The 24,806-nt window shown below is 67.6% G+C and carries 24 protein-coding genes and 1 riboswitch; of the genes, 8 read left to right on the plus strand and 16 right to left on the minus strand.

Translation table 11 applies throughout. The features are described from left to right. Positions 1-39 precede the first annotated feature (39 nt). The 4 genes from BMY12_RS03585 (at position 40) to cyoE (ending at position 3,367) form a co-directional block, all read left to right on the plus strand. A complete protein-coding gene (locus tag BMY12_RS03585; RefSeq protein ID WP_093282141.1) occupies positions 40-762 on the plus strand; it encodes an SURF1 family protein in 723 nt (240 codons plus the stop codon). 4 nt (positions 763-766) lie between these two features. After that, complete coding sequence (locus tag BMY12_RS03590; RefSeq protein ID WP_093282143.1) at positions 767-1,372, plus strand: SCO family protein; 606 nt, start codon at positions 767-769, stop codon at positions 1,370-1,372. A gap of 82 nt (positions 1,373-1,454) precedes the next feature. Beyond that, on the plus strand, positions 1,455-2,459 hold the full coding sequence (locus BMY12_RS03595; RefSeq protein WP_093282146.1) for a COX15/CtaA family protein: 1,005 nt from the start codon (positions 1,455-1,457) through the stop codon (positions 2,457-2,459). After that, on the plus strand, positions 2,459-3,367 hold the full coding sequence (gene cyoE / locus BMY12_RS03600; RefSeq protein WP_093282149.1) for a heme o synthase: 909 nt from the start codon (positions 2,459-2,461) through the stop codon (positions 3,365-3,367). The genes BMY12_RS03595 and cyoE overlap by 1 nt, the downstream gene beginning before the upstream one ends. Positions 3,368-3,373: 6 nt before the next feature. On the opposite strand, the gene BMY12_RS03605 is transcribed toward cyoE, so the two are convergent. The 11 genes from BMY12_RS03605 to thiD form a co-directional block, all read right to left on the minus strand. Further along, the gene (locus BMY12_RS03605; RefSeq protein WP_093282152.1) at positions 3,374-4,474 is read right to left on the minus strand and encodes a response regulator; all 1,101 of its coding nucleotides are present in this window, start codon (positions 4,472-4,474) and stop codon (positions 3,374-3,376) included. Continuing rightward, the gene (locus BMY12_RS03610) at positions 4,458-5,549 is read right to left on the minus strand and encodes an HDOD domain-containing protein (protein WP_093282155.1); all 1,092 of its coding nucleotides are present in this window, start codon (positions 5,547-5,549) and stop codon (positions 4,458-4,460) included. Before BMY12_RS03610 ends, BMY12_RS03605 begins: the two co-directional genes overlap by 17 nt. Then, complete coding sequence (locus BMY12_RS03615) at positions 5,546-6,490, minus strand: sensor histidine kinase (RefSeq protein ID WP_093282158.1); 945 nt, start codon at positions 6,488-6,490, stop codon at positions 5,546-5,548. Before BMY12_RS03615 ends, BMY12_RS03610 begins: the two co-directional genes overlap by 4 nt. Positions 6,491-6,643: 153 nt before the next feature. After that, complete coding sequence (gene rpoH / locus BMY12_RS03620; RefSeq protein WP_093282160.1) at positions 6,644-7,522, minus strand: RNA polymerase sigma factor RpoH; 879 nt, start codon at positions 7,520-7,522, stop codon at positions 6,644-6,646. A gap of 112 nt (positions 7,523-7,634) precedes the next feature. After that, the gene (ftsX, locus tag BMY12_RS03625; protein ID WP_093282163.1) at positions 7,635-8,585 is read right to left on the minus strand and encodes a permease-like cell division protein FtsX; all 951 of its coding nucleotides are present in this window, start codon (positions 8,583-8,585) and stop codon (positions 7,635-7,637) included. Next, positions 8,572-9,294 carry a cell division ATP-binding protein FtsE gene (locus BMY12_RS03630; protein ID WP_093282165.1) on the minus strand — a complete coding sequence of 241 codons (723 nt, stop codon included), beginning with the start codon at positions 9,292-9,294 and terminating at the stop codon, positions 8,572-8,574. The genes ftsX and BMY12_RS03630 overlap by 14 nt, the downstream gene beginning before the upstream one ends. Beyond that, positions 9,291-10,214 carry a signal recognition particle-docking protein FtsY gene (gene ftsY / locus BMY12_RS03635; protein ID WP_093282168.1) on the minus strand — a complete coding sequence of 308 codons (924 nt, stop codon included), beginning with the start codon at positions 10,212-10,214 and terminating at the stop codon, positions 9,291-9,293. Before ftsY ends, BMY12_RS03630 begins: the two co-directional genes overlap by 4 nt. 12 nt (positions 10,215-10,226) lie before the next feature. Then, complete coding sequence (locus tag BMY12_RS03640; RefSeq protein ID WP_093282170.1) at positions 10,227-12,227, minus strand: VTT domain-containing protein; 2,001 nt, start codon at positions 12,225-12,227, stop codon at positions 10,227-10,229. Positions 12,228-12,239: 12 nt separating this feature from the next. Next, a complete protein-coding gene (gene hemL / locus BMY12_RS03645; protein WP_093282173.1) occupies positions 12,240-13,520 on the minus strand; it encodes a glutamate-1-semialdehyde 2,1-aminomutase in 1,281 nt (426 codons plus the stop codon). Between the two features lie 56 nt (positions 13,521-13,576). Continuing rightward, on the minus strand, positions 13,577-14,224 hold the full coding sequence (thiE, locus tag BMY12_RS03650; RefSeq protein ID WP_093282175.1) for a thiamine phosphate synthase: 648 nt from the start codon (positions 14,222-14,224) through the stop codon (positions 13,577-13,579). Further along, complete coding sequence (thiD, locus tag BMY12_RS03655; RefSeq protein ID WP_093282178.1) at positions 14,221-15,009, minus strand: bifunctional hydroxymethylpyrimidine kinase/phosphomethylpyrimidine kinase; 789 nt, start codon at positions 15,007-15,009, stop codon at positions 14,221-14,223. The genes thiE and thiD overlap by 4 nt, the downstream gene beginning before the upstream one ends. Before the next feature lie 322 nt (positions 15,010-15,331). On the opposite strand from thiD, the gene BMY12_RS03660 reads away from it, so the two are divergent. After that, positions 15,332-16,318: a hypothetical protein gene (locus BMY12_RS03660; RefSeq protein ID WP_093282180.1), complete on the plus strand. Its 987-nt coding sequence runs from the start codon at positions 15,332-15,334 to the stop codon at positions 16,316-16,318. Here BMY12_RS03660 and mtgA read toward each other — a convergent pair. The 5 genes from mtgA to ahcY are packed head-to-tail and all read right to left on the minus strand — an operon-like array spanning position 16,255 to position 20,309. After that, positions 16,255-17,064: a monofunctional biosynthetic peptidoglycan transglycosylase gene (gene mtgA, locus BMY12_RS03665; RefSeq protein WP_093282183.1), complete on the minus strand. Its 810-nt coding sequence runs from the start codon at positions 17,062-17,064 to the stop codon at positions 16,255-16,257. The two genes, BMY12_RS03660 and mtgA, sit on opposite strands and share 64 nt — an antisense overlap. A gap of 19 nt (positions 17,065-17,083) precedes the next feature. Then, positions 17,084-17,710 (minus strand): trimeric intracellular cation channel family protein, encoded by a 627-nt coding sequence (locus tag BMY12_RS03670; protein WP_093282186.1) that lies wholly within the window; start codon positions 17,708-17,710, stop codon positions 17,084-17,086. A 50-nt stretch (positions 17,711-17,760) separates the two neighbouring features. Further along, complete coding sequence (gene metF, locus BMY12_RS03675; RefSeq protein ID WP_093282189.1) at positions 17,761-18,645, minus strand: methylenetetrahydrofolate reductase [NAD(P)H]; 885 nt, start codon at positions 18,643-18,645, stop codon at positions 17,761-17,763. Next, on the minus strand, positions 18,642-18,854 hold the full coding sequence (locus BMY12_RS03680; RefSeq protein ID WP_093282192.1) for a four helix bundle protein: 213 nt from the start codon (positions 18,852-18,854) through the stop codon (positions 18,642-18,644). Before BMY12_RS03680 ends, metF begins: the two co-directional genes overlap by 4 nt. A gap of 15 nt (positions 18,855-18,869) precedes the next feature. After that, entirely contained in the window at positions 18,870-20,309 is a 1,440-nt protein-coding gene (ahcY, locus tag BMY12_RS03685; RefSeq protein ID WP_093282194.1) for an adenosylhomocysteinase, read from the minus strand. A 29-nt stretch (positions 20,310-20,338) separates the two neighbouring features. Then, positions 20,339-20,416: riboswitch (S-adenosyl-L-homocysteine riboswitch) on the minus strand. Positions 20,417-20,573: 157 nt separating this feature from the next. On the opposite strand from ahcY, the gene BMY12_RS03690 reads away from it, so the two are divergent. From BMY12_RS03690 to ppc, 3 genes are read left to right on the plus strand one after another with little or no spacing between them, the layout of a single operon-like run. Then, the gene (locus BMY12_RS03690) at positions 20,574-20,813 is read left to right on the plus strand and encodes an HP1242/YdcH family protein (RefSeq protein ID WP_093282197.1); all 240 of its coding nucleotides are present in this window, start codon (positions 20,574-20,576) and stop codon (positions 20,811-20,813) included. An 18-nt stretch (positions 20,814-20,831) separates the two neighbouring features. Next, a complete protein-coding gene (locus BMY12_RS03695; protein ID WP_093282199.1) occupies positions 20,832-21,755 on the plus strand; it encodes a prenyltransferase in 924 nt (307 codons plus the stop codon). Positions 21,756-21,800: 45 nt separating this feature from the next. Further along, positions 21,801-24,521, plus strand: coding sequence for a phosphoenolpyruvate carboxylase (ppc, locus tag BMY12_RS03700; RefSeq protein WP_093282202.1), 2,721 nt, complete (start codon positions 21,801-21,803; stop codon positions 24,519-24,521). Positions 24,522-24,806: the final 285 nt, after the last annotated feature.

Genomic DNA, 24,806 nt, shown 5'->3' on the forward strand with positions numbered 1-24,806 from the left:
CATACGCTCTCGAAGCGGTCTGTCGTCCGTCGCGCGCGGATGATCAGCGCCCGCTTTCGGCCGCCGTGGTGGGCGACGCTGCTGGTGCTGCTGCTTTCGGCGCTGATGATCCGTCTCGGCGTCTGGCAGCTGCAGCGCGGCCAGGCCAAGCAGGCCTTGCGGGCCACGTATGCGCAGGCCCTGGCGGCGGCGCCTCAATCCCTGCCGCCGAATGCACAGGCCAGCCGCCAGCGCATCGAGCGCGTGCGTGTGCGCGGGCGTTTTGATGCCGGCGCGCAGTTGCTGCTCGACAATCAGGGACATGAGGGGCGTCCCGGTTATCACGTCTGGACGCCGCTGCACCGGGCGCAGGACATCGTGATGGTGGATCGCGGCTGGATCGCGCGCGAGCAGCGTGATGCAGCCCTGGCGGCCGCCGTGCCGGAAGGCGAGCTGGAGCTGAGCGCTTACTGGCGCAGCCTGCCGGTGCCGGGCATGCGCCTGGCCACGGACAATTGCGCGCAAAGCAAAGCCGCGTCGCGTCTGGTGCAGTACCCGACGATTACCGATTTGCGCTGCTTGTATGGACCGACGCTCGCCGACGGTCTGCTGCTGATGGATGCCGCGGCGCCGGCGGGTTTCGTGCGAGACTGGCAGACCACGCCGGAGCTGGATCCGGCCAAGCACTGGGGCTATGCCTTCCAGTGGTTCGCCTTCACGCTGACGCTGTGGTTTCTGTATCTGCGCCTGAACTGGCGGCGCGCTGACTCGCACTCTTCCTAGGCTTATGAACCAAGTTCCCCGTGGTCGCGCCCAGCTGCTGTTGTTGGCCCTGCTGTTCTTCGGGCCGATGCTGGCGGCGTCCCTGCTGTATTTCGTGTTCCCGCAATGGCAGCCGCAGGGCCGCGTCAATTACGGTGAGCTGATTCATCCGGCACGGCCGCTGCCGGCGCTGCAGCTGCTCGATGCACAGGGCCGCGTGCTGGACACGCAACAGGCTTTCGGCGGGCGCTGGACCTGGCTCTATCTGGGCGCTGCGCAGTGCGAGCGCGCCTGCCTGGACAAGCTGTATCAGATCCGTCAGGTGCGCGCGCTGCTCAACGAGAAGCGCCAGCGCGCCCAGCGCGTGTATCTGGCGCCGGACGCGGGCAGTCTGGCCGCGCTGCGCGAGCGCCTCGCCGCCGAGCATCCGGATCTGAAGCTCTACGCGGAGCAGGGCGCTGCGCAGCTGCCGGCCTTTCTGGCGCAGGACGCCGGCAAGGCCGCCGGAGCGCAGACCCTGTACCTGATCGATCCGCACGGCAACTGGCTGATGGTGTACCCGGATGCCGCGGATTCCACAGGCCTGCTCAAGGACATCAAAAAACTCTTGAGCCTGTCGCAGATCGGCTGAGCGAGCGGGGTAGAATGCCTGCCCGCCGCGTGCCGCACGCCGTCACTCATTCATCTTCTCCAATCGTCGGAAACGCGCTGTCATGCTCTGGTTTCGCCGCCTCAATCTCATCGCCATGATCTGGTGTTTCTGCCTGGTCGTGGTGGGCGCTTACGTGCGTCTCTCCGACGCGGGCCTGGGTTGTCCGGACTGGCCGGGCTGCTACGGCCATCTCACCGTGCCCGACGCGCCGCACGAAGTGCAGGCCGCCGAGCAGCAATTCCCGCAGCGGCCGGTGGAGGCCCCCAAGGCCTGGAAGGAGATGATTCATCGTTATCTCGCCGAAACCCTGGGGCTGTTCATCACCGTGCTGGCCCTGATGAGCCTGTTCGGCAGGCAGCCGGGCCTGCCCAAGAAACTGCCGATTGCCTTGCTGGGCGTGGTGATCTTTCAGGGTGTGCTGGGCATGTGGACGGTGACCTGGCAGCTCAAGCCGCTGGCGGTGACCGGGCATCTGCTGGGCGGCATGACCACGTTCTCGCTGCTGCTCTGGATGTGGCTGTCGACGCGCCCGCAGGCGGCGGCGGATCGCACGCCGCCGGTTTCCTCCGGCCTGCGTCGCTTTGCGACCCTGGGCCTGATCGTGGTGGCGCTGCAGATTTTTCTCGGCGGCTGGACCAGCACCAATTACGCGGCCCTGGCCTGTCCGGACTTTCCCAGCTGCCAGCACAGCTATCTGCCGGATCTGGATGTGCAGCAGGCTTTCACGCTCTGGCACGGCCTGGGCATCAATTACGAGCACGGCATTCTCGATGCGCGGGCGCGCGTCACCATCCATTACTTCCATCGTCTCGGCGCGCTGCTGGTCTGCGTGGTGCTGATCGCGCTGGGTTCGGCGCTGCTGCGTCAGGCACAGGCGCGCTGGCGCTGGCTGGGCCGCGCCGTGCTCGCGGCACTGCTGCTGCAGATCAGCATCGGCGTGGGACTGATTCATCTGCAATGGCCGCTGTGGCTGGCGGCCCTGCATAACCTCGGCGCCGAGCTGCTGCTGGGCACGCTGGTGGCGCTCAATTACTTCGTGCGCGACCCTGCGCGGAGCGTGGGCTGATGGCGCGCGCCACTGCCAGCGCCGCGACGGCGCCCTCGCGTCTGAACGAGTACTACGAGCTGTGCAAGCCGCGCGTGGTGATGCTGATCGTGTTCACCGCCGTGGTCGGCATGTTTCTGGCCGTGCCCGGACTGCCGCCGCTGAGTGCCTTGCTCTGGGGCACGCTGGGCATCGCGCTGCAGGCCAGCAGTGCGGCGGCGGTGAACCAGATCATCGACCGCAACATCGATGCGCGCATGGCGCGCACCTGCGGCCGGCCGCTGGTCACCGGCACGCTGAGCATGACCGAGTCCATCGCCTTTGCCACGCTGCTGGGCCTGGGCGGCTTTGCCCTGCTGTGGGTGCTCGTCAATCCGCTGACCGCCGTGCTCACGCAGCTGACGCTGATCGGCTATGCCGGCGTGTACACGCTGTATCTGAAGCGCGCCACGCCGCAGAACATCGTGATCGGCGGTGCCGCCGGTGCCGCGCCGCCGGTGCTGGGCTGGGTGGCGGTGACCGGCGAGGTGCACGCGCATGCGCTGATCCTGTTCGCGATCATCTTCATCTGGACGCCGCCGCATTTCTGGGCGCTGGCCATCGAGCGTCGCGACGAGTACGCCAAGGTCGATATCCCGATGCTGCCGGTGACGCACGGCATCGACTACACCCGCACCCAGGTGCTGCTGTACACGATTCTGCTCACGGCGGTGACGGTGCTGCCGTTCGCCACCGCGATGTCGGGGCTGATCTATCTGCTGGGGGCGCTGGCGCTGGACGCGGTGTTTCTGTACTACGCGATCTGCCTGAAATGGTGGCCGCGGCCGGGTCTGCCGATGCGCACCTTCGGTTTTTCGATCGTGTACCTGATGGGCATCTTCAGCCTGCTGCTGCTCGACCACTATCTCTGGCCGCTGCTGGCGGCTTGAGAACGCTCAACCGAGCCGCAGGCGCACTCTGACGGTGTGCTCGATGGCATCGGTGCTGAGCAGGCGCTGCAGCGCCAGAATCGCGGCCTGGGTGAGTTCATGGCCGCTCGACAGCACCAGCATGCCGGTTTTGGTGCGCACGTCCTGATCCAGCACGCTGCCGAGCTGCAGCTTGTCCACGCGCTCCAGGCGTTGCTCACTCCAGGCGCCGCGGAAATCGGCCAGCGCTTCGACGATGGAGCCCGGCAGCGCCGGCTTGGCCATGCGCAGGCGGCGCAACACCTCGGCGGCGTCGATCTTGTGCGGTGCCAGGGTCTGCAGATGCAGCGCCGCGCGCAGCAAGGTGGCGCCCTGCATGACCTCGCTGCCGACGTCCTCCGGCGCCACGCTGGTCTGGTAGCGCAGCATCAGCGCGATGCTCTCCAGGCGCGGAATCGGCGACAGCAGCCGCCAGGCGGTCTCGGCGTGCTCGGCGTTTTCAGACAGCGGATCGGCTTCGCCCTCGGGGATGCCGATACAGCCGATCTGTGACAGTGCCGCGGCCATCTCATAACGCCAGGGCTCGCTCCAGCCCAGCTTGGGCAGGGCATGGCGCACGCAGGCCTGCAGGAAACTCGCGCGCTGGAAGGCCTGCGGCGCGGCCATCGCCAGCAGTTCGCTGAGCAGCTTCACCACGCCGGCCAGCGTGGTGGACAGCAGCTGACGTTCGATCTCGTGGCGGCGATGCAGGGCCACGCCGGCATCGATGGCCTCGATCAGCTGTTCGCGCGGGCAGGGCTTGCTCAGGTAGCGGAAGATCGCACCGCGGTTCACGGCGGCGATCGCCGATTCGGTGTCGGCATAACCGGTGAGAAGGATGCGGCTGACGGCCGGATACTGGCGACGCACCTCGGCGAGAAAATCGGCACCGTTGACGCCCGGCATGCGCATGTCGGAAACCACGACGGCAAACGGCGGCTCATGCTTGAGTACGGTCAGCGCGTCGCCGGCGCTGGTGGCGGTCACCAGCTCATACTGGTCGAACAGCGTGCGCTCCAGGGCCGCGAGCAAGTGTGGCTCGTCGTCCACACACAGCACGCGCGGCAAGGCTTCAGGCTTGCTGGTCATGACGCAGGACTTCCACTATCTGCAGCCAGCTCGGCCACTGCGCGGCCATGCCGACTTGCTCCAGATAGGCGAAATCCGGTTCGCTGCTGTCCGCCAGCGCAATGGCGGCGTGCACCACGCCGATGGCACCGAAGCGCTGCGGCTCGTGTTCCAGCGGCCTCTGATGACGGGCCACGGTATACACGATGGGCAGCGGCAGACCCCAGATGCCGAGCAGATAGGCGGCGATCTGCGCGGGGCTGACCGCGCCGCCCTCATCCTGCGCTGCCTGTACCACCTTGGGCAGCAGAGCGCTGACGTGCGCCAGCAGCGCGGCGCTGACACAGCATTCGACGTCGATGCCGCTGGGCGCCAGCTTGCGCACCAGCAGCGAGGCCAGCAGCGAGCGCTCGCGCAGCTGCTCGACGTCCACGCCGGGCTGCGGCGGATAGCATTCGGCGGTGAGCACCAGATTGTGCAGCAGACTCACGCCCAGACGCATCACCGCCGCGTGCACACTGACGATGGGATGGCTGCGGCGGAAGAAGGTGGAGTTGGCGAGCTTGAGCACGGTGCTGCTCAGCGCCGGGTCCTGCTCCATGACGCTGGCGATGATGCCGGTGCCGGAGCTGTCCTGTTCCAGCAGGTGACGCAGGCGCAGATAGATGCGCGGCGACGGCGGCAGCTCGGCGATAGCGCCGAGCATCTCGCGCAGCTGCCGCGAGGGCACCAGGTCGCGCATGATGATGAGACGGTTGAGCGCCTCCACCAGATCGCCGCCCTGACAGGGTTTGGCCAGGAACTGATGCGAGACGTGCATGGCGCGAAACGCCGCTTCCTGCTCGGTGTAGCCGGACAGAATCACGCGCAGGGTGTCCGGCCAGCGCTGCTTGACGCGCGTCAGCAGCTCGGCGCCGTCCATGCCGGGCATGCGCATGTCAGAGACCACGATGTCGGCCGACCAGTCTTCCAGACGCTTGAGGGCCGCCGCACCGCTGCTGGCGAACTGCACGTCCCAGTCGCAATCCAGGGTGAACAGCGAGCGCTCGATGCCCTCCAGCACATGCGGCTCGTCGTCGACGAACAACACCTTCATGACGCACTCTCCGTCGCCGATTGCAGCGGCAGGCGCACCACGAAGCAGGTGCCCTTGCCGGTCGTCGTTTCAAAGAAAATCTGCCCGCGATGTTTTTCCACCACGGTGGAATAAGCGATGGCCAGCCCTTGTCCGGTGCCCTTGCCGACCGCCTTGGTGGTGAAGAAGGGATCGAACACGCGGCTGCGGATCGCCTCGGGAATGCCGCTGCCGGTATCGCAGATGCGGATTTCGGCAAACTCGCCGAAGCGCGCGGTGCGGATGCTGATGTGGCCCTTCTGCTCGGCATTCTCGCCGACCAGTTCGGTGATGGCGTGCGCGGCATTGACGATCAGATTCAGCAGCACCTGACTGATCTCGTTGCGCTGGCAAGGCACGCTGGGCAGGTCCGGGTCCAGCTGCACATCCATCTCGGCCACGTACTTCCACTCGTGGCGGGCGATGGTCACGGTGGTGTGAATCAGCTCGGCCAGATCCACGCTGGTGTGTTCGGCGGTGGAGGGATGCGAGAACTGCTTCATCGCCGCCACGATCACGATCACCCGCTGCAGGCCTTCGATGGCCTGTTCCAGCGCCGCCGGCATCTGCTTGCGCAGATAGTCCAGGCGCGCGCGGCGGATCGCGGCATCGGCGGCGGCCAGCAAGGGCGAATCGGGCTTGAGCTGCCGGTAGTCCTCGATCAGCGGCTGCGCGACATCGACATAGGCCGTCAGCAGATCAAAGCAGCGCTTGATGAAGCCGACGTTGTCCGAGACATACTGGATCGGCGTGTTGATTTCATGGGCGATGCCGGCGGCGAGCTGACCGATGGACTCCAGCTTCTGCGCCTGCAGCAGCTGTGCCTGCGTGCTGCGCAGCTCGTGCAGGGCCTTGGCCAGTTCCGCGACCGCCTGCTTGGGGTCTTCGGCTTCGCCTTGCATGTATTGTTGATGGGGCGCCATTGCGGGCTCTCTTCCTCGAAAAATCACCACGCTTCCAGCAGCGGCTGTCTACGCGACATTCTTGAGTGCGGCCTGCCGCAAGTCGCAGGTGCGCCGCCCGGCGGCATAAAAAAACCCGGCCGATGGCCGGGTTTTTTGTGTCACGTCCTGCGCTTAAGCGGCGACGGGCGCTTCGATGGCCTTGCGCAGCTTCTTCATCGCGGCGGCCTCGATCTGGCGGATGCGCTCGGCCGACACGCCGTACTCATCGGCCAGTTCCTGCAGTCCGGCTTTCTCGCCCTCGTGCAGCCAGCGGCGCGCCAGAATGTCGCGCGAGCGCGCGTCGAGCTGGCCCAGAGCCTCCTGCATGCGGGTCTCGCGCTCGTCCTGCCACTGCGCTTCCTCGATCGCGCCGATCTCGTCGGCCTCGGTGGCGAGGTAGTCCTCGGGCATGTAGCTGGACTCTTCGCTCTCGCCCGGCGTGGCCGAGAAGGAGACGTCGTGGCCGCCCAGGCGGGCTTCCATCTGGAACACTTCCTCGGGCTTGACCTTCAGGTCCGCGGCGATGGCCTCGGCTTCCTTCTGGCTCAGCCAGCCCAGGGACTGCTTGGCCGAACGCAGATTGAAGAACAGCTTGCGCTGCGCCTTGGTGGTGGCGATCTTGACGATGCGCCAGTTCTTCAGGATGTACTCGTGGATCTCGGCCTTGATCCAGTGCACGGCGAAGCTGATCAGGCGCACGCCGACGTTATGGTCGAAGCGCTTCACTGCCTTCATCAGGCCGATATTGCCTTCCTGGATCAGGTCGGCCAGCGGCAGGCCATAGCCCAGATAGCCGCGGGCGATGTGCACCACATGGCGCAGATTGGAGAGCACCAGCTGCTGCGCAGCGGCGAGATCCTGCTTGTCCTGCAGGCGCTCGGCGAGTTCCTTTTCGGCGGCCGCGTCCAGCACCGGCACCCGATTCACGTGCGCGATGTAGGCGTCCAGGCTGCCGGTCAGCGGCATCAGCGCGCTGCTGCTACGCAGGCTCAGGGCAGTGGTCTGGCTCATCTTCGGGTTACCTCCCATGTCTGGGTTTGAGTCTAGCACTCGGATTCTTGGAGTGCTAACAGCTTAAGCAAGTTCCCCGCCAGACGTTAAATGATTGTTTTTAATGAACCGCTTAGCGAGGCTCTATGGCGATCAGGCGCCGCGTCACGGCGATCCAGGCGCTGGCCCAGCCGAGCAGCACGCCGGTGGCCAGCAGCGCCAGGCCATCGCGCCAGGGCAGGCCGCTGGCGATGAAGCCGCTGCCGTAGGCCTGCGCCAGCTCGCCGGCCGGACCGGAAAGGATCAGCACGGTGCCCGCCACCAGCGCCCAGGCCAGCAGGCCGCCGGCCAGGCCATACCAGAAGCCGGCGTAGAGGAAGGGGCGGCGGATGAAGCTGTCCGGCGCGCCGATCAGCTTCATCACCTCGATCTCTTCGCGGCGCGCTTCCACGTCCAGGCGCACGGTGTTGCCGATGATCACCATCACCGCCAGGCCCAGCAGCACGGTCAGGATGCTGACCACGCGCTGGCCGATGTCGAGCAGGGCGTGCAGGCGCAGCAGCCATTTCTGGTCGAGCTTGGCGGCGTCGGCCTCCGGCAGGGCATTGAGCCGTGCGCCCAGCTGCTCCACCTCTTTCTGGCTGGCCTGCGCCTGCGGGGTCACCACGATCACCGCCGGCAGCGGATTGTCCTTGAGGATGTCCAGGGCCTCGCCGAAGCCGGACTGCGCGCGAAACTCGGCCAGCGACTGCTCGCGCGAGATATAGCGGGTGCCGGCCACCAGGCGGTCGCTGCCGATCTGCTGGGCGAGCGCGGTGCCGGCCTCGGGCCCGACGCTGTCCTTGAGAAACACCGAGATCTGCAGCGAGGACTGCCAGCTGTAGCCCACCTGCGCCAGGTTCTGGGTGAGCACGTAGAGCCCGGCCGGCAGCGCCAGGGCGATGCCGATCACCAGGGCGCTGAGCGCGGCGGCCAGCGGCGCGCGCGCGATCTTGCCCAGCGAGAAGAAGAACACGCGCGTGTGTTCCTGGCCCATGCGCCGCAGCCAGTTGGGCCGGGTCAGGCCGGACTCAAGCATGGCCATGCGCGGCTCCCAGGCTGGCGGCGCTCAGGGGGTCTTCGCTGCTCAGCCGGCCCTGATCCAGGTGCAGGATGCGCTGCGGCAGGGCCTGGATCAGATCGATGGCGTGGGTGGCGATCAGCACCGTGACCCCGGTCTGGTTGAAGCGCGCAAAGCCGCGCATCACGTCCAGGGCCATTTCCGGATCGAGATTGCCGGTAGGCTCGTCGGCCAGAATCAGCGCCGGCTTGGTGACGATGGCGCGGGCGATGCCGACGCGCTGCTGTTCGCCGCCGGACAGGGTCGGCGGCAGCGCCTTTTCCTTGTTCAGCAGGCCCACCGCGTCCAGCGCGGCGCGCGTGCGCCGGCCGATGTCCTGATAGGCGTAGCCGCGGATCACCAGCGGCAGGGCGACGTTGTCGAACACCGTGCGGTCATTGAGCAGATGGCCGTTCTGGAAGACCAGGCCGATGTGCTGGCGGAACTGCGCGACCTGCGCGGGATTGAGGGCCGCGACATTCTGGCCCATCACCGAAACCTGGCCGCGATAGGCGCGGGTCAGTGCCGCAATCAGGCGCAGCACCGTGCTCTTGCCGGCGCCGCTGTGGCCGGTGATGTAGACCATCTCGCCCTGCGCCACGCTGAAACTCAGCTCGCTGAGCACGTCCTGCCCGCCGTCGTAGCGGCAGGAGGCTTGCTGGAACACGATGAAATCGTCCACCGGGTCGGTCACTCGGCTATCAGGGCGTCCACGTAAGCGGCGGCGTCGAAGGGCTGCAGATCATCGATGCCCTCGCCGATGCCGATGAAGCGCACCGGCAGGGCCATGCGTCGCGCGATGGCCAGCAGAATACCGCCCTTGGCGGTGCCGTCCAACTTGGTGATGGCGATGCCGGTAAGGCCGATGGCCTCGTGAAACTGGATCGCCTGGGTCAGGGCATTGCCGCCGGTGGTGGCGTCCACCACCAGCAGCACCTCGTGCGGCGCGTAAGGATCATGCTTCTGCACCACGCGCTTGATCTTGCGCAGCTCATCCATCAGATGGCTCTGCGTGTGCAGGCGTCCGGCGGTGTCGGCGATCACCAGATCGAAGTCGCGGCTCTTGGCCGACTGCACGGCGTCGAAAATCACCGAGGCCGAATCCGCACCCTCGCCCTGCGACAGGCAAGGCACGTCCACGCGCTGCGCCCAGGTCTGCAGCTGCTCCACGGCGGCGGCGCGGAAGGTGTCGCCGGCGGCCAGCAGCACCTTCTTGCCGGCTTTCTTGTAGTAATGCGCGAGCTTGCCGATGGTGGTGGTCTTGCCCACGCCGTTGACGCCGGCCACGAACAGGATGAAGGGCTTGATGAAGCCCGGCATCTGCAAGGGCTTGGCGATGGGCTCCAGCAGTTCCAGCAGGGCTTTCTTCAGCGCCGCGCGCAGCTGCTTGTCGTTCTTGATGCGGCCGGCATTGAGCTCGCTCTGCAGGCGTTCGATCAGCCACTGTGTGGCTTCGACGCCGGCATCGGCCATCAGCAGACGGGTTTCCAGTTCTTCCAGCGCGTCCGGTGAGAGCTTGTCGGCGGTGAACAGGCTGGAGAGATCGCGGGTCAGCCAGGAATCGCCCTTGTTCAGGCGGGCGCGCAGCTTGGCAAACATTCCGGATTCAGACATGCGGATTTCTTCTCAAGGTGAAGCGGAAGGCGCGGCCGCCGCCGGCTCACGCGGCGAAAGCGACCAGAGCAGCCACAGCGGGCCGGGAATACGCTGGGTCTCGGCAGGCAGGGTATTGAACAGGGGCGCCAGCGGCGGATGCAGCTCCACGGCCACCGGATAGCGCAGCAGGCGATGGAAGCTGCGCGCCTGCTGGCGCGCGACGCTGCCGATCCAGATGCGGCGACCATCGTCGAGCTGGTAGCGCGTGGGCCAGAGGCGCAGGAAGTATTGCTCTTCCGCATCCACCGGCAGACGCATGGCCAGCGCCGGATTGTGTCCGGCGTGCACCTGCGGCAGCACCGGCAGATCGGCGATGGCAGCCGAGCTGGTCAGCCAGTGCAGGGCCTGGCGCGGGCTCAGCGCGGCGGGCTCCTGCCAGCCGGCGGCGCGCAGCTGCGCGGCGATCACCTCCAGCTCACCGGCCCATTGCAGGGTGAAGGTCTGGCGCAGACGGCCGCTGGTGTCCAGGCGCTGCGGCGGCAGGCGTTTGAAGGCTGCGCCCTGCCACTGACTCAGGCTCAGTGCGTGCAGCACCGGGCGCTGATTCTCCAGGTTGCGTTCCGGATGCTGCCATTGCCAGCCCAGGGCGAGACTGAAACCCAGGGCCACCACCGGCAGCACCCGGCCGGCCGGCAGCGCCAGCGCGCCGTGGCGGCGGTAGCCGATGCCCAGCAAGGCGGTCCAGCCCAGGCCGAAGCCCAGCAGCAGCAGCGCCACGCTGGGCCATTGCAGGCCCAGATACAGCTGCGCCAGCAGCACCAGCAGAATCACCGTGGCCGAGGCCGAGTAGTGAATCAGGCGCAGCGCCGCGTTCTGGCCGGTGGACAGCAGCACCGGCAGAAAGCTGTAGGTGATGATGGCCAGCACCAGATCGCGGCCATGCGCGGCCACTGCATCGGTGGTGTCGAAATAATCGAAGGGCTGCGGCAGCAGGGGAATGGCGTACAGACCCAGGGCAATCATGCCGCCGAAGGCCAGGGCCGCCAGCCAGTGCGCGGCGGCGCGCAGCATGCGCAGCGCCAGCAGGGTGAGCAGCACCAGCACCGCCAGCGGTCCGTACACGGTCCAGCTGCCGATCTGCACCAGATGCTGGGCCAGCACCACGCCGGAGGGCGTGTTGAGGTCGCGCATCACCTGGAAGATCGCCGCGTCCAGGGCCGAAGGGTAGCTGTGCAGACCGCTGCCGGCGCTCAAGTACAGCAGCGGACCGGCCGCCAGCAGCAGCACCATGGCCAGCACCGTGAGCGCCGGGGTTTCCGGCAGGTCCTCATCCAGCAGCGCCATGCTGTAGCGCTCGATGCCGCGATGGCGCTGGCTCCAGTCCAGCAGCGCATGCACCCAGGCGCTGGCGTGACGCTGCAGCAGGCGCGCGATGATCATCACCAGCCACAGCACCAGCCACAGCAGCACCACCAGACCCAGCAGCAGGCTGGCCAGACGTCCCGCGGCTTCCGCCGCCAGGCCCAGCGAGGCGCCGAACACCACGCCGGGCAGAATCAGCGCACCGGCCCAGGCGAAGGCACCGATGATGTCGGCGAGCAGGAACAGCCAGTAGCGCATGCCGGCGGCGGCGGCCAGCGCCGGCGTCAGCGCGCGCAGAGGACCCAGAAAGCGCGCCAGCACCACGCTGAAGGCGCCGAAGCGTTCGAAGAAGCGTTGCCCGCGCGCCAGGGCTTCGGGATGTCGCGCCAGCATCCGCGAGTTGAACAGGCGCTCGCCGTAGTGACGGCCCAGCCAGAAACTGATGCTGTCGCCCGACAGCGCGCCGAGCGCGGCGATGACGATGGCCGAGGACAGTTCCATGCCGCCCATGGCCACCAGCGCACCGATCGCAAACAGGGGCGGTGCCGCCGGCACGAAGGCGCCGATCACGAACAGCGAATCAAAAAACGCAATCCCGAACAGCAGCCACAGCGCGCCCTGCGGGTGCGCCTGTATCCATTCCAGCAGGACCTGCAGGAAGTCGTGCATCGACGCCGGCGGCTACAGGGCCGCGAAAGCCTGTTCGGCGGCGTCCAGGGTCAGCTTGATCTCCGCCTCGCCGTGCCGCGAGGACACGAAGCCCGCTTCGTAAGCCGACGGCGCCAGATAGACGCCGCGTGCGAGCATGGCGTGGAAGAAGCGCTTGAAGGCATCCAGATCGCAGCGCGAGACATCGGCAAAGCTGCGGATGGCTTTCTGCTCGGTGAAGTAGAGACCGAACATGCTGCCCACCTGCGTGGTGGTGAAGGGCACGCCGGCGGCGCTGGCGCGCTGCTCCAGGCCTTCCAGCAGGCTTGCGGTGCTCTGTTCCAGGGTCTGGTAGAGCTGCGCATCGGCCAGCTTGCGCAGGATCGCCAGGCCCGCGGCCATGGCCAGCGGATTGCCCGAGAGCGTGCCGGCCTGATACACGGGGCCGAGCGGCGCAAGTTTCTGCATGATCTCGGCGCGGCCGCCAAAGGCGCCCACCGGCAGACCGCCGCCGATGATCTTGCCCAGGGTGATCAGATCGGGCTCCAGCCCATACAGGCCACAGGCGCCGCGCGGGTGCACGCGAAAGCCGGTCATCACCTCGTCCACGATCAGCACCGCGCCGTGCTGCGTGCAGCGCTCGCGCAGGCCCTGCAGAAAGCCGTCGGCGGGCGGCACGCAGTTCATGTTGCCGGCCACCGGCTCGACGATGATCGCGGCGATCTGGCCCGGGTGTGCGGCCAGCAGCGCGTCCACGGTGTCGAGCTGGTTGTACTGCGCGGTGAGCGTGTACTTGGCCAGGTCCGCCGGCACGCCGGGCGAGGTGGGCACGCCGAAGGTCAGGGCGCCGGAGCCGGCCTTCACCAGCAGGGCGTCGCCATGGCCGTGATAGCAGCCCTCGAACTTGATGATGTAGTCGCGGCCGGTATAGCCGCGCGCCAGGCGCAGCGCCGACATGGTGGCCTCGGTGCCGCTGTTGCACATGCGCACCATGGCCACGCCGGGCACGCGCGCGCAGAGCAGTTCGGCCATCTCGATTTCCAGCTCCGTGGGCGCGCCATAGGAGACGCCGACGCTGACCTGGCGGCGGATGGCGGCGATCACGTCCGGGTCCTGATGGCCGGTGATCATCGGGCCCCAGGAACCGACGTAATCCACATAGCGCTGGCCGTCGGCATCGGTGATGTAGGCGCCTTCGGCGGCGGCGATGAAGCGCGGCGTGCCGCCAACCGCGCGGAAGGCACGCACCGGCGAGTTGACGCCGCCGGGAATGGATTGTTGAGCGCGGGCGAACAGGGTTTCGGAACGGGTCATGGTCGGGGCGTCCTGCCGGGTGAGTGCAGCGGTCCGAAGCGAGCGGGGAGGGGATTCTACGGGATATGCGGTGGCGGTTTGGCAAAGGCCGCGCAGTAGGCGCGCGCAGCGGCTTCGACATCGGGCGCGGCGAACAGGCCGGCGATGGCGGCGATCAGGTGCGCCCCGGCGGCAATCAGCGGCGCGGCATTGTCCGGTGTGATGCCGCCGATGGCGCAGACCGGTACGTCGAGCGCGGCGCGCGCGGCCTGCAGCGTGACGGGCCGCGCCGGCGGCGCATCGGGCTTGGTCTGCGAAGGGTAGAAGCGGCCGAAGGCCACGTAGCTGGCGCCGGCCGCGACCGCCGCCTGCGCACGCGGCAGGCTGTCGCCGCAGGTCACGCCGATGATCGCGGCCTCGCCCAGGCGTTCGCGCGCCGCTTGCGGCGCGGCGTCCTGGGCGCCGACATGCACGCCATGCGCGCCGCAGGCAGCGGCCAGTTCCACATCGTCATTGATCAGCAGCAGCGCCTGCTGCGCACGGCAGAGCGCGGCCAGCTGCGTGGCCTGGCGCAGGCGCTGCGCAGCGGGCAGGGTTTTGTCGCGGTACTGAATCAGGCGCGCGCCGCCCCGCAGGGCTGCGGCGACGCTGGCCAGCAGCCGCGTCTCGTCCTGCAGCAGCCAGGCCGGGGTGATGCCGTAGAGACCGGCGAGCGGCGCGCTCATGCGCCGCCGCCCCGTGGCGGGCGCAGGCGCTCGGCCATCAGGCGGCCCTGGCCGGCGGCAAAGGCCAGCGCCAAGGATTCGTGGGTATAGCGCTGTGCCCGGGTGATGGCCTCCTGCCAGCTCTCGCCCAGGGCGATGCGTCCGGCAATCGCGGCGGCCAGGGTGCAGCCGGCGCCATGAAAGCGCGCCGGCAGGCGGGGCCAGCGGAATTCCTGCGCCTGTCCCTGCGCATCCAGCCAGAGATTGCGCACCTCGGCATCCGGCTCATCGCCGCCGGTGACCAGCAGCTGCGCGCAGCCCAGCGCCTGCAGGCGCCGCGCGGCGGCCAGGGTCTCGGTCTCGCCGCTGAGCAGGCGCGCCTCGGCGGCATTGGGGGTCAGCAGCGTGATCAGCGGCAGCAGCTCGCGGCGGAATTGATCGCGAAAGGCTTCATCGCTGAGCGCCGTGCCGCCGCCGGCGGCCAGCACCGGATCGGCAATCACCGGCACCCCGCAGCGGCGGATGGTGGCGGCAATCAGCGGCAGCTGTGCGGCGCTGCCCAGCAGGCCCAGCTTGATCGCCCGCACCGGGCTGTCGGCCAGCAGGCAGTCGAGCTGTTCGGCCAGCAGGGCCGGTTCGATCGCGACCCGGCGCCGCACGTTATGACTATCCTGAACGGTCAAGGCGGTGATCAGGCTGAGCGCATGGGCGCCCTGTGCCGCAATCGCCTCGATATCGGCCTGGATACCGGCGCCGCCACCCGGGTCATGGCCGGACAGGCAGAGAATCTGCGGTAGTCGGCGCATCAATACCGTCCATCGCCATACCGGCTTGACAACCGTCTGTCTGCTCCGTTGCACCGCAGCAGCTTATGCACAAGCCGGGAGCAGTACGGCTGTGAGGGCCGAGATTGCGACATTTTTCTGTCAAAACGCTGTAAAAAATGAATAAGCAAATGATCGGAAAGGGAAATTTGTCGTGGATACAAACTGGTCCAAAAGCAGAAATCAGCGCTGGGACGGGAACTTATCGCATCGACGCGCACTTTGTGCACAAAGATATCCACATGAGCTGTGGGCAAGTGTCAGTTTTCTTATTCTATCCAGCTAATTGACGGGCCATCTTAAAGTGAATGATCAGCTTCTGCGGGGCTTTGCGAGGCTTCCAGGCGCCTGCTTTTGGCGACCGGCGCTGCTCGCGGCGCTGCTGCTGGGCGGCGGTCCGGCCGGCGCCGGGAACGGTCCGCCGCCGCAGCTGCAGGTGCCGGAACTGCTTGAAGTTTCGGGGCTGGCGGCGTCCTTGCGCAGTCCGGGCTGGTTCTGGGTGCATAACGACAGCGGCAATCCGCCGCGGCTGTACGCCATCGACGAGAAGGGCCGTCTGCGGCAGACCGTGGACCTGCGCGCCGAAAACCGCGACTGGGAGGACATCGCCGCCTTTGCCTGGCATGGCGAACCCTGGCTGGCCGTCGCCGACACCGGCGACAACCTGCACTGGTACCGGCAGTCCCGCATCCTGCTGCTGACGGAGCCCTTGCCGGTGCTGGAGCCCAGTTCGATCGGCGTGGCGCGGCGCATCGTCTTCGACTATCCCGACGGCCGCCCCGATATCGAGGCGATGGCGGTGGACGCCCAGGCCGGGCAGATCCTGCTGCTGGAGAAAATCCGCCCACCGGCGCGGCTGTATGCGCTGGATCTGGAGGGCCCCGAGCAGCAGCAGGCGCAGCTGCTGGGCGAGATGCCCGACTGGTGGCCCGAGCCGCCGGCGCCGGTGGAAACCATCGGCGACAGTCGCTATCGCGGTGCGGCGACGGCGATGGACCTGTCGCGCGACGGTCTGCACCTGGCGGTGCTCACCGGCACCCACTGGATGGTGTTCAGCCGCACCCCGGGCGAATCCTGGCGCCAGGCCTTGCAGCGCCGGCCCTGCAGCGGCCGTATCCGCCAGCCCGGGCAGCCGCGCTGGCGCACGATTTTTGAAGCGCTGGCCTGGGACGCGCAGGACCGCCTGTGGATCAGCGGCGAGGCACCCGAGCCGCCGCTGCTGAGCGTCTACCCGGCTCCGCTCTGTGCCACCGGTGGTGCCGCTTCTGCCTCGCCGCCGTCCGGCGACTGAGTGTCGGGCGGCGCGGGCGTGTGCGAGGGTTCCGGCGGCGGCTCGCTGCGCCCGGCTTCCTCGGCTTCCAGGGCGCGACGCAGGAATTCGGGCATTTCCGGTTCGTCGGTATCGCTGCGTCCGCCGCGCAGCTGCGCGGCAATCCAGTTGGCGCGCGATTGCACATACGGGCCCGGCCGCACCGGATTCCAGCGTCGCGGGCTGGGCAGGATCGCGGCCAGACGCGCGGCCTCGCTGGCGCTCAGCTGCGCCGCGCTCTCGTGGAAATAAGCCTGCGCCGCCGCCTCCACGCCGTAGATGCCGGGGCCGAACTCGGCGATGTTGAGATACATCTCCAGGATGCGGTCCTTGCTCCACAGCTGCTCCAGCAGCACGGTGTAGCCGGCCTCGATGCCCTTGCGCAGATAGCCGCCACCCGGCCACAGGAACAGATTCTTGGCCGTCTGCTGGCTGATGGTGGAGGCGCCGCGTTTGCGCTTGGAGCGCTGATTGTGTTCGTAAGCCTTCTGCATGGCCTCGACGTCGAAGCCATGGTGGTCCCAGAACTTCTGGTCTTCGGAAATGACCACGGCGCGGCGCATCGGCGCGCTGATGCGGCTGGCCGGCACCCATTCATAACGCACCGGCTTGACCGGGCTTTGCAGCATGTAGGCGGTGGTGGGCGGCGGCAGGAAACGCAGCAGCGCCACCGGCAGCAGGGTGAGGGACAGGACGACGATCAACAGCCAGAAGAGCAGACGCAGCATCGGTCCTCGCTTGGATGGTTCAGGGCGCACGCCGGTGGCGTTCGAGATCGAACACCGGCAGTTTCAGGTTCCAGACGATGGCCGCCAGACGCAGCGCGGCGATCAGCGCCATGCCGGCCAGGCCGGCGACATCGCTCTGCACGCCCAGGCGCGGCGCCAGCACGTAGAAGGAGGCGCCGATGATCACCGTGCTCGCGTACATCTTGCCGCGCCGCAGGATCATGGGAATCTCGTTGCACAGCACGTCGCGCACCACGCCGCCGAAGGTGCCGGTGATCACCGCAATCACCACCACGATCAGATCGGCCAGGCCCGCGTTCTGTGCGATGCGCGCGCCGGAGATCGAGAACATCGCCAGCCCCAGGGCGTCGGCGATTTCCAGCTGGCGCAGCGGCGGATGGCGGAAGCGCACATACACCATGGTCAGCGCCGCCGCGACGAAGATCGCGATCAGATAGGCCGGATCGGCGAACCAGAACACCGTGCGGTTCATGAGCAGATCGCGCAGCGTGCCGCCGCCCACGGCGGTGACTGTGGCGATCACGATCACGCCGATCAGGTCCAGGCGGCGCGCGCCGGCCGCCAGCGCGCCGGACACGGCGAACACGCCGACGCCGGTGAAGTCGAGGAGGCGGACCAGATTCATGCGCGCGATTGTAAGAGGCGCGCCGCGCGCCCACAGGCTCGCGGCGGCTGTCAGGCGATGGGCAGCGGCAGGTTCAGGCGCTGCCAGAGCCTGAGCGTGGCCTCGGCCTGATTGAGCGTGTAGAAGTGCAGGCCGGGCGCGCCCTGCTTGAGCAGGGTTTCACCCAGGCGCGCCACCACGTCCAGGCCGAAGTCCAGCAGCGCCGGCTTGTCGTTCTGCAGCTGTTCCAGGCGCAGCCGCACCCAGCGCGGAATCTCCGCACCGCAGCCGGCGGAGAAGCGCATCAGCTGCGCGTAATTGGTGATCGGCATGATGCCGGGCACGATGGGCAGCGCAAGATTGGCGCGCGCGCAGCGCTCGCAAAAATCAAAGTAGGCGTCGGCGTTGTAGAAGTACTGCGTGACCGCGCCGCTGGCGCCGCATTCCACCTTGTGGCGGAAGGCCTCGAAGTCGGCCTCGGGGCTGGCTGCCTGCGGATGCATCTCCGGGTAGGCCGCCACTTCCAGGCTGAAGAAGTCGCCATGGCTTTCGCGGATGAAGCTGACCAGCTCGCTGGCATAGCGGAACTCGCCCGGCGCCTCGCTGGACAGCGCAGTGGCCGGCAGATCACCGCGCAGCGCCACGATGCGACGGATGCCGGCGGCGCGGTAACGCGCCAGCAGCGCAGCGATCTTCTCGCGCGTGGAGCCCACGCAAGTCAGATGCGGCGCCGCCGCGATGCCGGTCTGCTTGATCACCGACACCACGGTTTCGTAAGTGCCGTCCTGATCCGAACCGCCCGCGCCGTAGGTCACCGAGAAAAAAGACGGCGACAGCGTGGCCAGCTTCTCGACCACGGCCGGCAGCTTGGCAGCGCCTTCCGGCGTGCGCGGCGGGAACAGCTCGAAGGAGAAGCTCAGATCGTGAGCGGTGAGGCGTGAGGCGTGAGACGTCATGGCGGTGTGGCCTTGAGAGAGTTCAGCAGGGCGCCAAGTTTCGCGAACACGCGGTCCAGCAACGCATCGAGCGAGTCGTCGGCTGCAGGCAGCTTCAGTCGCCTGGCAATCTGCAGTTGGTGTCGATATTCAGCCCAGCAGCCGCGGGCGATGTGGAGAGCCTGGGCAGGCTCGGCGCGCGATTTGCGCGCCGAGCTTTTGGTCCTCACGCCTCACGGCCAGCATCAGTAGCGATAATGCTCCGGCTTGTACGGTCCATCGACGGACACGCCCAGGTACTCGGCCTGCGCCGCCGTCAGGCGGGTGAGCTTCACGCCGATCTGTTCCAGATGCAGGCGCGCGACTTCCTCGTCGAGCTTCTTGGACAGACGATAGACGGTCTTCTCGTAGCTATCCTTGTGCTGCCAGAGATCGATCTGCGCCAGGGTCTGGTTGGAGAAGGAGTTGCTCATCACGAAGCTCGGATGGCCGTGCGCGCAGCCCAGGTTCACCAGACGGCCTTCGGCGAGGATGTAGATCGCGCGACCGCTGTCCGGGAAGGTGTAGCGGTCCACCTGCGGCTTGATGTTGTCGCGCACCGCGCCGGAGGCGTTGAGGCGATCCATCTGGATCTCGTTGTCGAAGTGGCCGATGTTGCAGACCAGGGCATTGGACTTCATCGCCTTCATGTGTTCGAGGGTGATGATGTCCTTGTTGCCGGTGGTGGTGACGTAGATGTCGGCGATGCCCAGCGTGTCTTCCACGGTCTTGACTTCGAAGCCTTCCATGGCCGCCTGCAGGGCGTTGATCGGGTCGATCTCGGTGACGATCACGCGCGCACCCAGGCCGCGCAGCGAGTGCGCGCTGCCCTTGCCGACATCGCCATAGCCGCAGACGCAGGCGACCTTGCCGGCGATCATGAGGTCGGTGGCGCGCTTGATGCCGTCGGCCAGCGATTCGCGGCAGCCGTAGAGATTGTCGAACTTGCTCTTGGTGACCGAGTCGTTGACGTTGATGGCCGGCACCAGCAGCTTGCCGGCTTCCTTCATCTGGTAGAGACGGTGCACGCCGGTGGTGGTTTCTTCCGAAACACCCTTCCAGTCCTTCACCACGCGCGTCCAGAAGCCCGGGCGCTCCTTGGCGACGCGCTTGAGCAGGTCCTTGATGACCTTCACTTCATGGTTGTCGGAAGGCGTGTCCACCCAGCGGTCGCCCTGCTCCAGCTCGTAGCCCTTGTGAATCAGCAGGGTCACGTCGCCGCCGTCGTCCACCACCAGCTCCGGGCCGGTGAGTGTGCCGTCGGGCAGGGTGTGGGTCACGGCGTCCAGGGTGCAGTCCCAGTACTCCTCCAGGGTTTCGCCCTTCCAGGCGAACACCGGGGTGCCGGCGGCGGCCACGGCGGCGGCGGCGTCGTCCTGCGTGGAGAAGATGTTGCAGGAAGCCCAGCGCACGGACGCGCCGAGGGCGCCGAGCGTTTCCAGCAGCACGGCGGTTTCCTTGGTCATGTGCAGCGAGCCGGTCAGGCGCACGCCCTTGAGCGGCGCCAGCGGCGCATACTTGGCGCGGATGCTCATCAGGCCCGGCATTTCCTGCTCGGCCATCACGATGCGCTTGCGGCCCAGCTCGGCCAGGGACAGGTCCTTGACCTTGAAATCGGAGAACTTGGTTTTGAGTACGGCGCTCATCGGCTCGCTCCTGTGTTTGAAAATTCATCGGGAAGCGGGCGCCGTTGCATCGAAAGCCATCCGCCCGAGCCTGGCCCGCATCACGGGTCGCAGCGCCCCTCGGCCGGGGAAACACGAGTATATCCGCTTATGCGGATGAATGAATGGACCGGTTGTCGGCGCCGGAACACCGCTTGATCGCGGTCAAAAGCAGGCCGTCCGCCAGGGACCACAATGCCTCTGCGGACGATTGCGTGGTCCGCACCCTTGTTTCCGGAGCCTTTGATGACCCTCGAAAAACATGATCTGGTACATGAGTTTCCCGAGTACCGCGAGCGTATCCACACCCTCAAGACCCAGGATGCGCACTTCGCCCGGCTGTTTGCCGAATACCACGAGCTGGATCATGAAATCCGGCGCGTCGAGCAGGAACTGGAGACGCCCTCGGACGCCGTGGTGGAGCAGCTCAAGCAGCGCCGCGTGCGCCTCAAGGACGAGCTTTACCGGCTGCTGCAGGCCGCCTGAGTTCCCGCTTCGCGACCCATGGCGCTGGAGCTGAGTGCCACCGCGGAACCGCCCGGCTGGCGCGCCTGGCTGGGGCCGATCCGGCCGGCTTTCCTGCTGCTGTCGATCTGCTGCGTGCTGCTCGGCGCCGCCGTGGTGCACTGGACGCGCGGCGGCGTCGACTGGCAGCGGCTGGGGCTGGTGATGGCCGGCGCGCTGCTGGCGCATGCTGCCGTCAATGCCTTCAACGAATGGGCCGATTTCCAGAACGGTCTGGACGCGCGGACCACCCGCACCCCGTTCTCCGGCGGCAGCGGCACGCTGCCCCGACATCCGCAGCTCGCACCTTATGCCCTGAGTCTGGCCATCGCCGCCCTGTTGCTGTGCGCGGCCATTGGCGTGTACCTGCTATGGCAGGAGGGGCCGGCGCTGCTGCCGCTGGGACTGAGCGGTCTGGCGCTGGTGCTGAGCTATTCCTTCTGGCTGGTGCAGCGGCCCTGGCTGTGCCTGATCGCGCCCGGGCTGGGCGTCGGTCCGCTGATGGTGGTGGGCACCACGCTGGCGCTGGGCGCACCGCATAGCGCCGCCGCCTGGGCCGCGTCCCTGCCGCCGTTCTTTCTGGGCAACGGCCTGCTGCTGCTCAACCAGTTTCCCGATCTGGAAGCGGACCGCTGGGCGGGGCGGCGCAATCTGCCGATCGTCTACGGTCGCCGCGTTGCGGCCGGGGTTTATCTGCTCTTGCTGCTGGCTGCTTTTGCCGCGCTGCCGCTGGCGGTGCTGGCCGGCTGGCTGCCGGTGCCGGCACTGCTGGGACTGCTGAGTCTGCCGCTGGCGGTTTTTGCAGGCCGCCGGGTCTGGCATGCGCCGGACCGGATCGAGACCTTGCTGCCGGCGATGGCCTGCAATGTCGCGCTCAATCTCGCCATGCCCTTGTTGCTCGCGCTCGGCCTCTGGCTGTCCTGAAACGCGGCGGCGCATCCGGCACGAAGCGTGCTGGTGCGTAAACTCATGATTGACGCAAGCGATGATGCCCTGCCCCGCAGCGGCGGCGACCGCCGTGACGCTGCGCTGCGCGAGGACGTGCGACACCTGGGCGCCACGGTCGGCGAGATGCTCGCTGAACAGATGGGCGAGGATTTCTTCGAGCATGTGGAGACGGTGCGCAAGGCCGCGATCGGGTATCGCGAGCGGCGCGATGACGCCGAGCCCCTGCAGGCGCAGCTGTCCGGGCTGCCGCCGGCGGAGGCCGAGGCGCTGACGCGCGCCTTCGCCACGTATTTCCAGGTGGTGAACATTGCCGAGCGTGTGCACCGCATCCGCCGCCGCCGCGAATACCAGCGCGCCAGCGAACTGCCGCAGCCTGACAGTCTGCTCGACGTGCTGCAGCGCCTGAAGCACAGCGGCGTGAGCGCCGAGGAGCTGTTGTCCTGGCTGGCGCGCCTGGATGTGGAGCCGGTGTTCACCGCGCATCCCACCGAGGCGGTGCGCCGCGCGCTGCTGGAGAAGGAACAGGAAATCGTCGCCTGCCTGGTCAATGGTTTCGATGACGCGCGCACGCCGCTGGAGCGCGAGGCCGACTGGCAGCGCGTGCAGATGGCGCTCACCGCCGGCTGGCAGACCAGCGAGACCGCGCCGGTGAAGCCCACGGTGCTCGACGAGTTCGAGCATGTGGGTTTTTATCTCTCCGGCCCGGTGTATCGCGTCATCCCGGTGTTCTACGAACTGCTGGAAGACGCGCTGGCCAAGGTCTACGGCATCCGCCCCGAGCTGCCGCGTCTGCTGCGTTTCGCTTCCTGGGTCGGCGGCGACATGGACGGCAATCCCAATGTCGGCGCCGACACCATCCGCGCGGTGCTGGCCAGCAGCCGCGAGCAGGTGCTGGACCGCTACGCGGCGGAAGTGGCCGAACTCTCCGGTCTGCTCTCGCAGACGCGCAATCGCATCACGGTCAGCGAGGCCCTGCTGGAGCGCAGCGAGCAATACCGCCTGCAGATGCCCAAGGTCGCCGCCAGCATCCGTCCGCGCCATCAGGACATGCCGTATCGCGTGTTTCTCACCCTGGTGCGCGGCCGCCTGCGCGCCACGCGCGATGATCGCGAGCACGCCTACAGCAACGCCGGGGCCTTCATCGACGATCTGCTGCTGCTCGCCGATTCGCTCAAGTCGCATCGCGGTCTGCACGCCGGCTGGTTTGCGGTGCGCCGCCTGATCTGGCGTGCGCGCACTTTTGGTTTTCATCTGGCGCGGCTGGACTGCCGTCAGGATTCGCGCGTGCACGCGCAGGCCATCGGCGCGCTGCTGCAGGACAGCGATTGGCCGCAGTACGGTGCCGAAGAGCAGGTCGCCAGACTGCGCCACTACGTGGCACGAGAAGCGGCCTTCCTGCCTTGCGAGGACGCCACCGCGCAGCGCGTCACCGCCGTGTTCACGGCGCTGATCGAAGCGCGCGAAACCTATGGCGATGATGCCGTGGGCCTGTACATCATCAGCATGGCGCGCAGCGCCGCCGACGTGCTCGCGGTGCTGGCGCTGGCGCGTCATGGCGGCTGCGTCGATCCGCATGGCCGCGTGCCCCTGGACATCGCGCCGCTGTTCGAAACCGTCGACGACCTGCAGCACGGCGCCGACACGCTGCGGGCCCTGCTCGAAGATCCCTTGTACCGCGAACATCTGGCCGCGCGCGGCAACTGTCAGTACGTGATGCTGGGTTACTCCGACAGCAGCAAGGACGGCGGTCTGGTGGCTTCGCGCTGGGGCTTGCAGCGCGCGCAGGTGGAGCTGCTGGAAGTGGCGCAGGCGCGTGGCGTGCGCTGCGTGTTCTTCCATGGCCGTGGCGGTTCGGCGAGTCGTGGCGGCGGGCGCATCGTCAATGCCCTGCAGGCCAGTCCGCGCGGCTCGGTGGACGGGCATCTGCGCGTCACCGAACAAGGCGAGGTGATTCACCGCAAGTTCGGCATCCGTGCCCTGGCGGTGCGCGAGCTGGAACAGTCGGTGGGCGCCACCTTGCTCGCCAGTCTGCGCCCGCGTGCCCACGAGCCTCGCGAATCCGACTGGAAGGAAACCATGGCAGCGCTGTCGCGCTACGGCCGGGAGGCCTATCGCGCCTTCGTCGCCGCGCCGCAGTTCGTCGAATACTTCCGTCTGGCCACGCCCATCGACGTGATCGAGCGCATGACCCTGGGCTCACGTCCTTCGCGACGCGGCACCATGAAAGGCGTGGAGAGCCTGCGCGCGATTCCCTGGGTGTTCGCCTGGACGCAGTGCCGTGCGGTGCTCACCGGCTGGTACGGCCTGGGTTCGGCGCTGGAGCGTGGCGCGCAGATTTTCGGCGAGGCGCGGCTGGTGGAGATGGCGCGCGACTGGGCCTTCTTCAGCACCCTGCTCGACGACGTGGACATGCTGCTGGCCAAGTGCGACATCAGCGTCGCCGAACGCTACTCGCGCTTGGCGGGTCCGCTTCACGACAGCTTCTTCCCGATGGTGCGCGAGGAGTTCGGCCGCACCGCGCGCTGGGTGCTGCGCATCAAGAATGCGGATCGCCTGCTGGCTGCAGATCCGCGTCTGGCCGACTCCATCCGCCTGCGCAATCCTTACGTCGATCCGATCAACTTCCTGCAGATCGATCTGCTCGCCCGCTGGCGCGCCGGTGGGGCCGAGGACGACAGCCTGCTGCACGCGCTGGTGGCGACGGTCAACGGCATCGCGCAAGGCCTGCAGAACACTGGGTGAGCCCTACGCGAAGCGAAGCTTCGCGTAGGGCGAACGCCCGGCCAGGGATGGCCGGGCCGGGGCTGGATCGGGAGTGGCAGTCGCGCCATGGATGGCAGCTGACAAAGCCAGCGTGATGCAGCAGCTTCGCGTAGGGCGAACGCCCGGCCAGGGATGGCCGGGCCGGGGCTGGATCGGGAGTGGCAGTCGCGCCATGGATGGCAGCTGGCAAAGCCAGCGTGATGCAGCAGCTTCGCGTAGGGCGAACGCCCGGCCAGGACTGGATCGAGACCGCGCTGTCATAGC

This window comes from Solimonas aquatica, assembly GCF_900111015.1.
Taxonomy (GTDB): Bacteria; Pseudomonadota; Gammaproteobacteria; order Nevskiales; family Nevskiaceae; genus Solimonas; species Solimonas aquatica.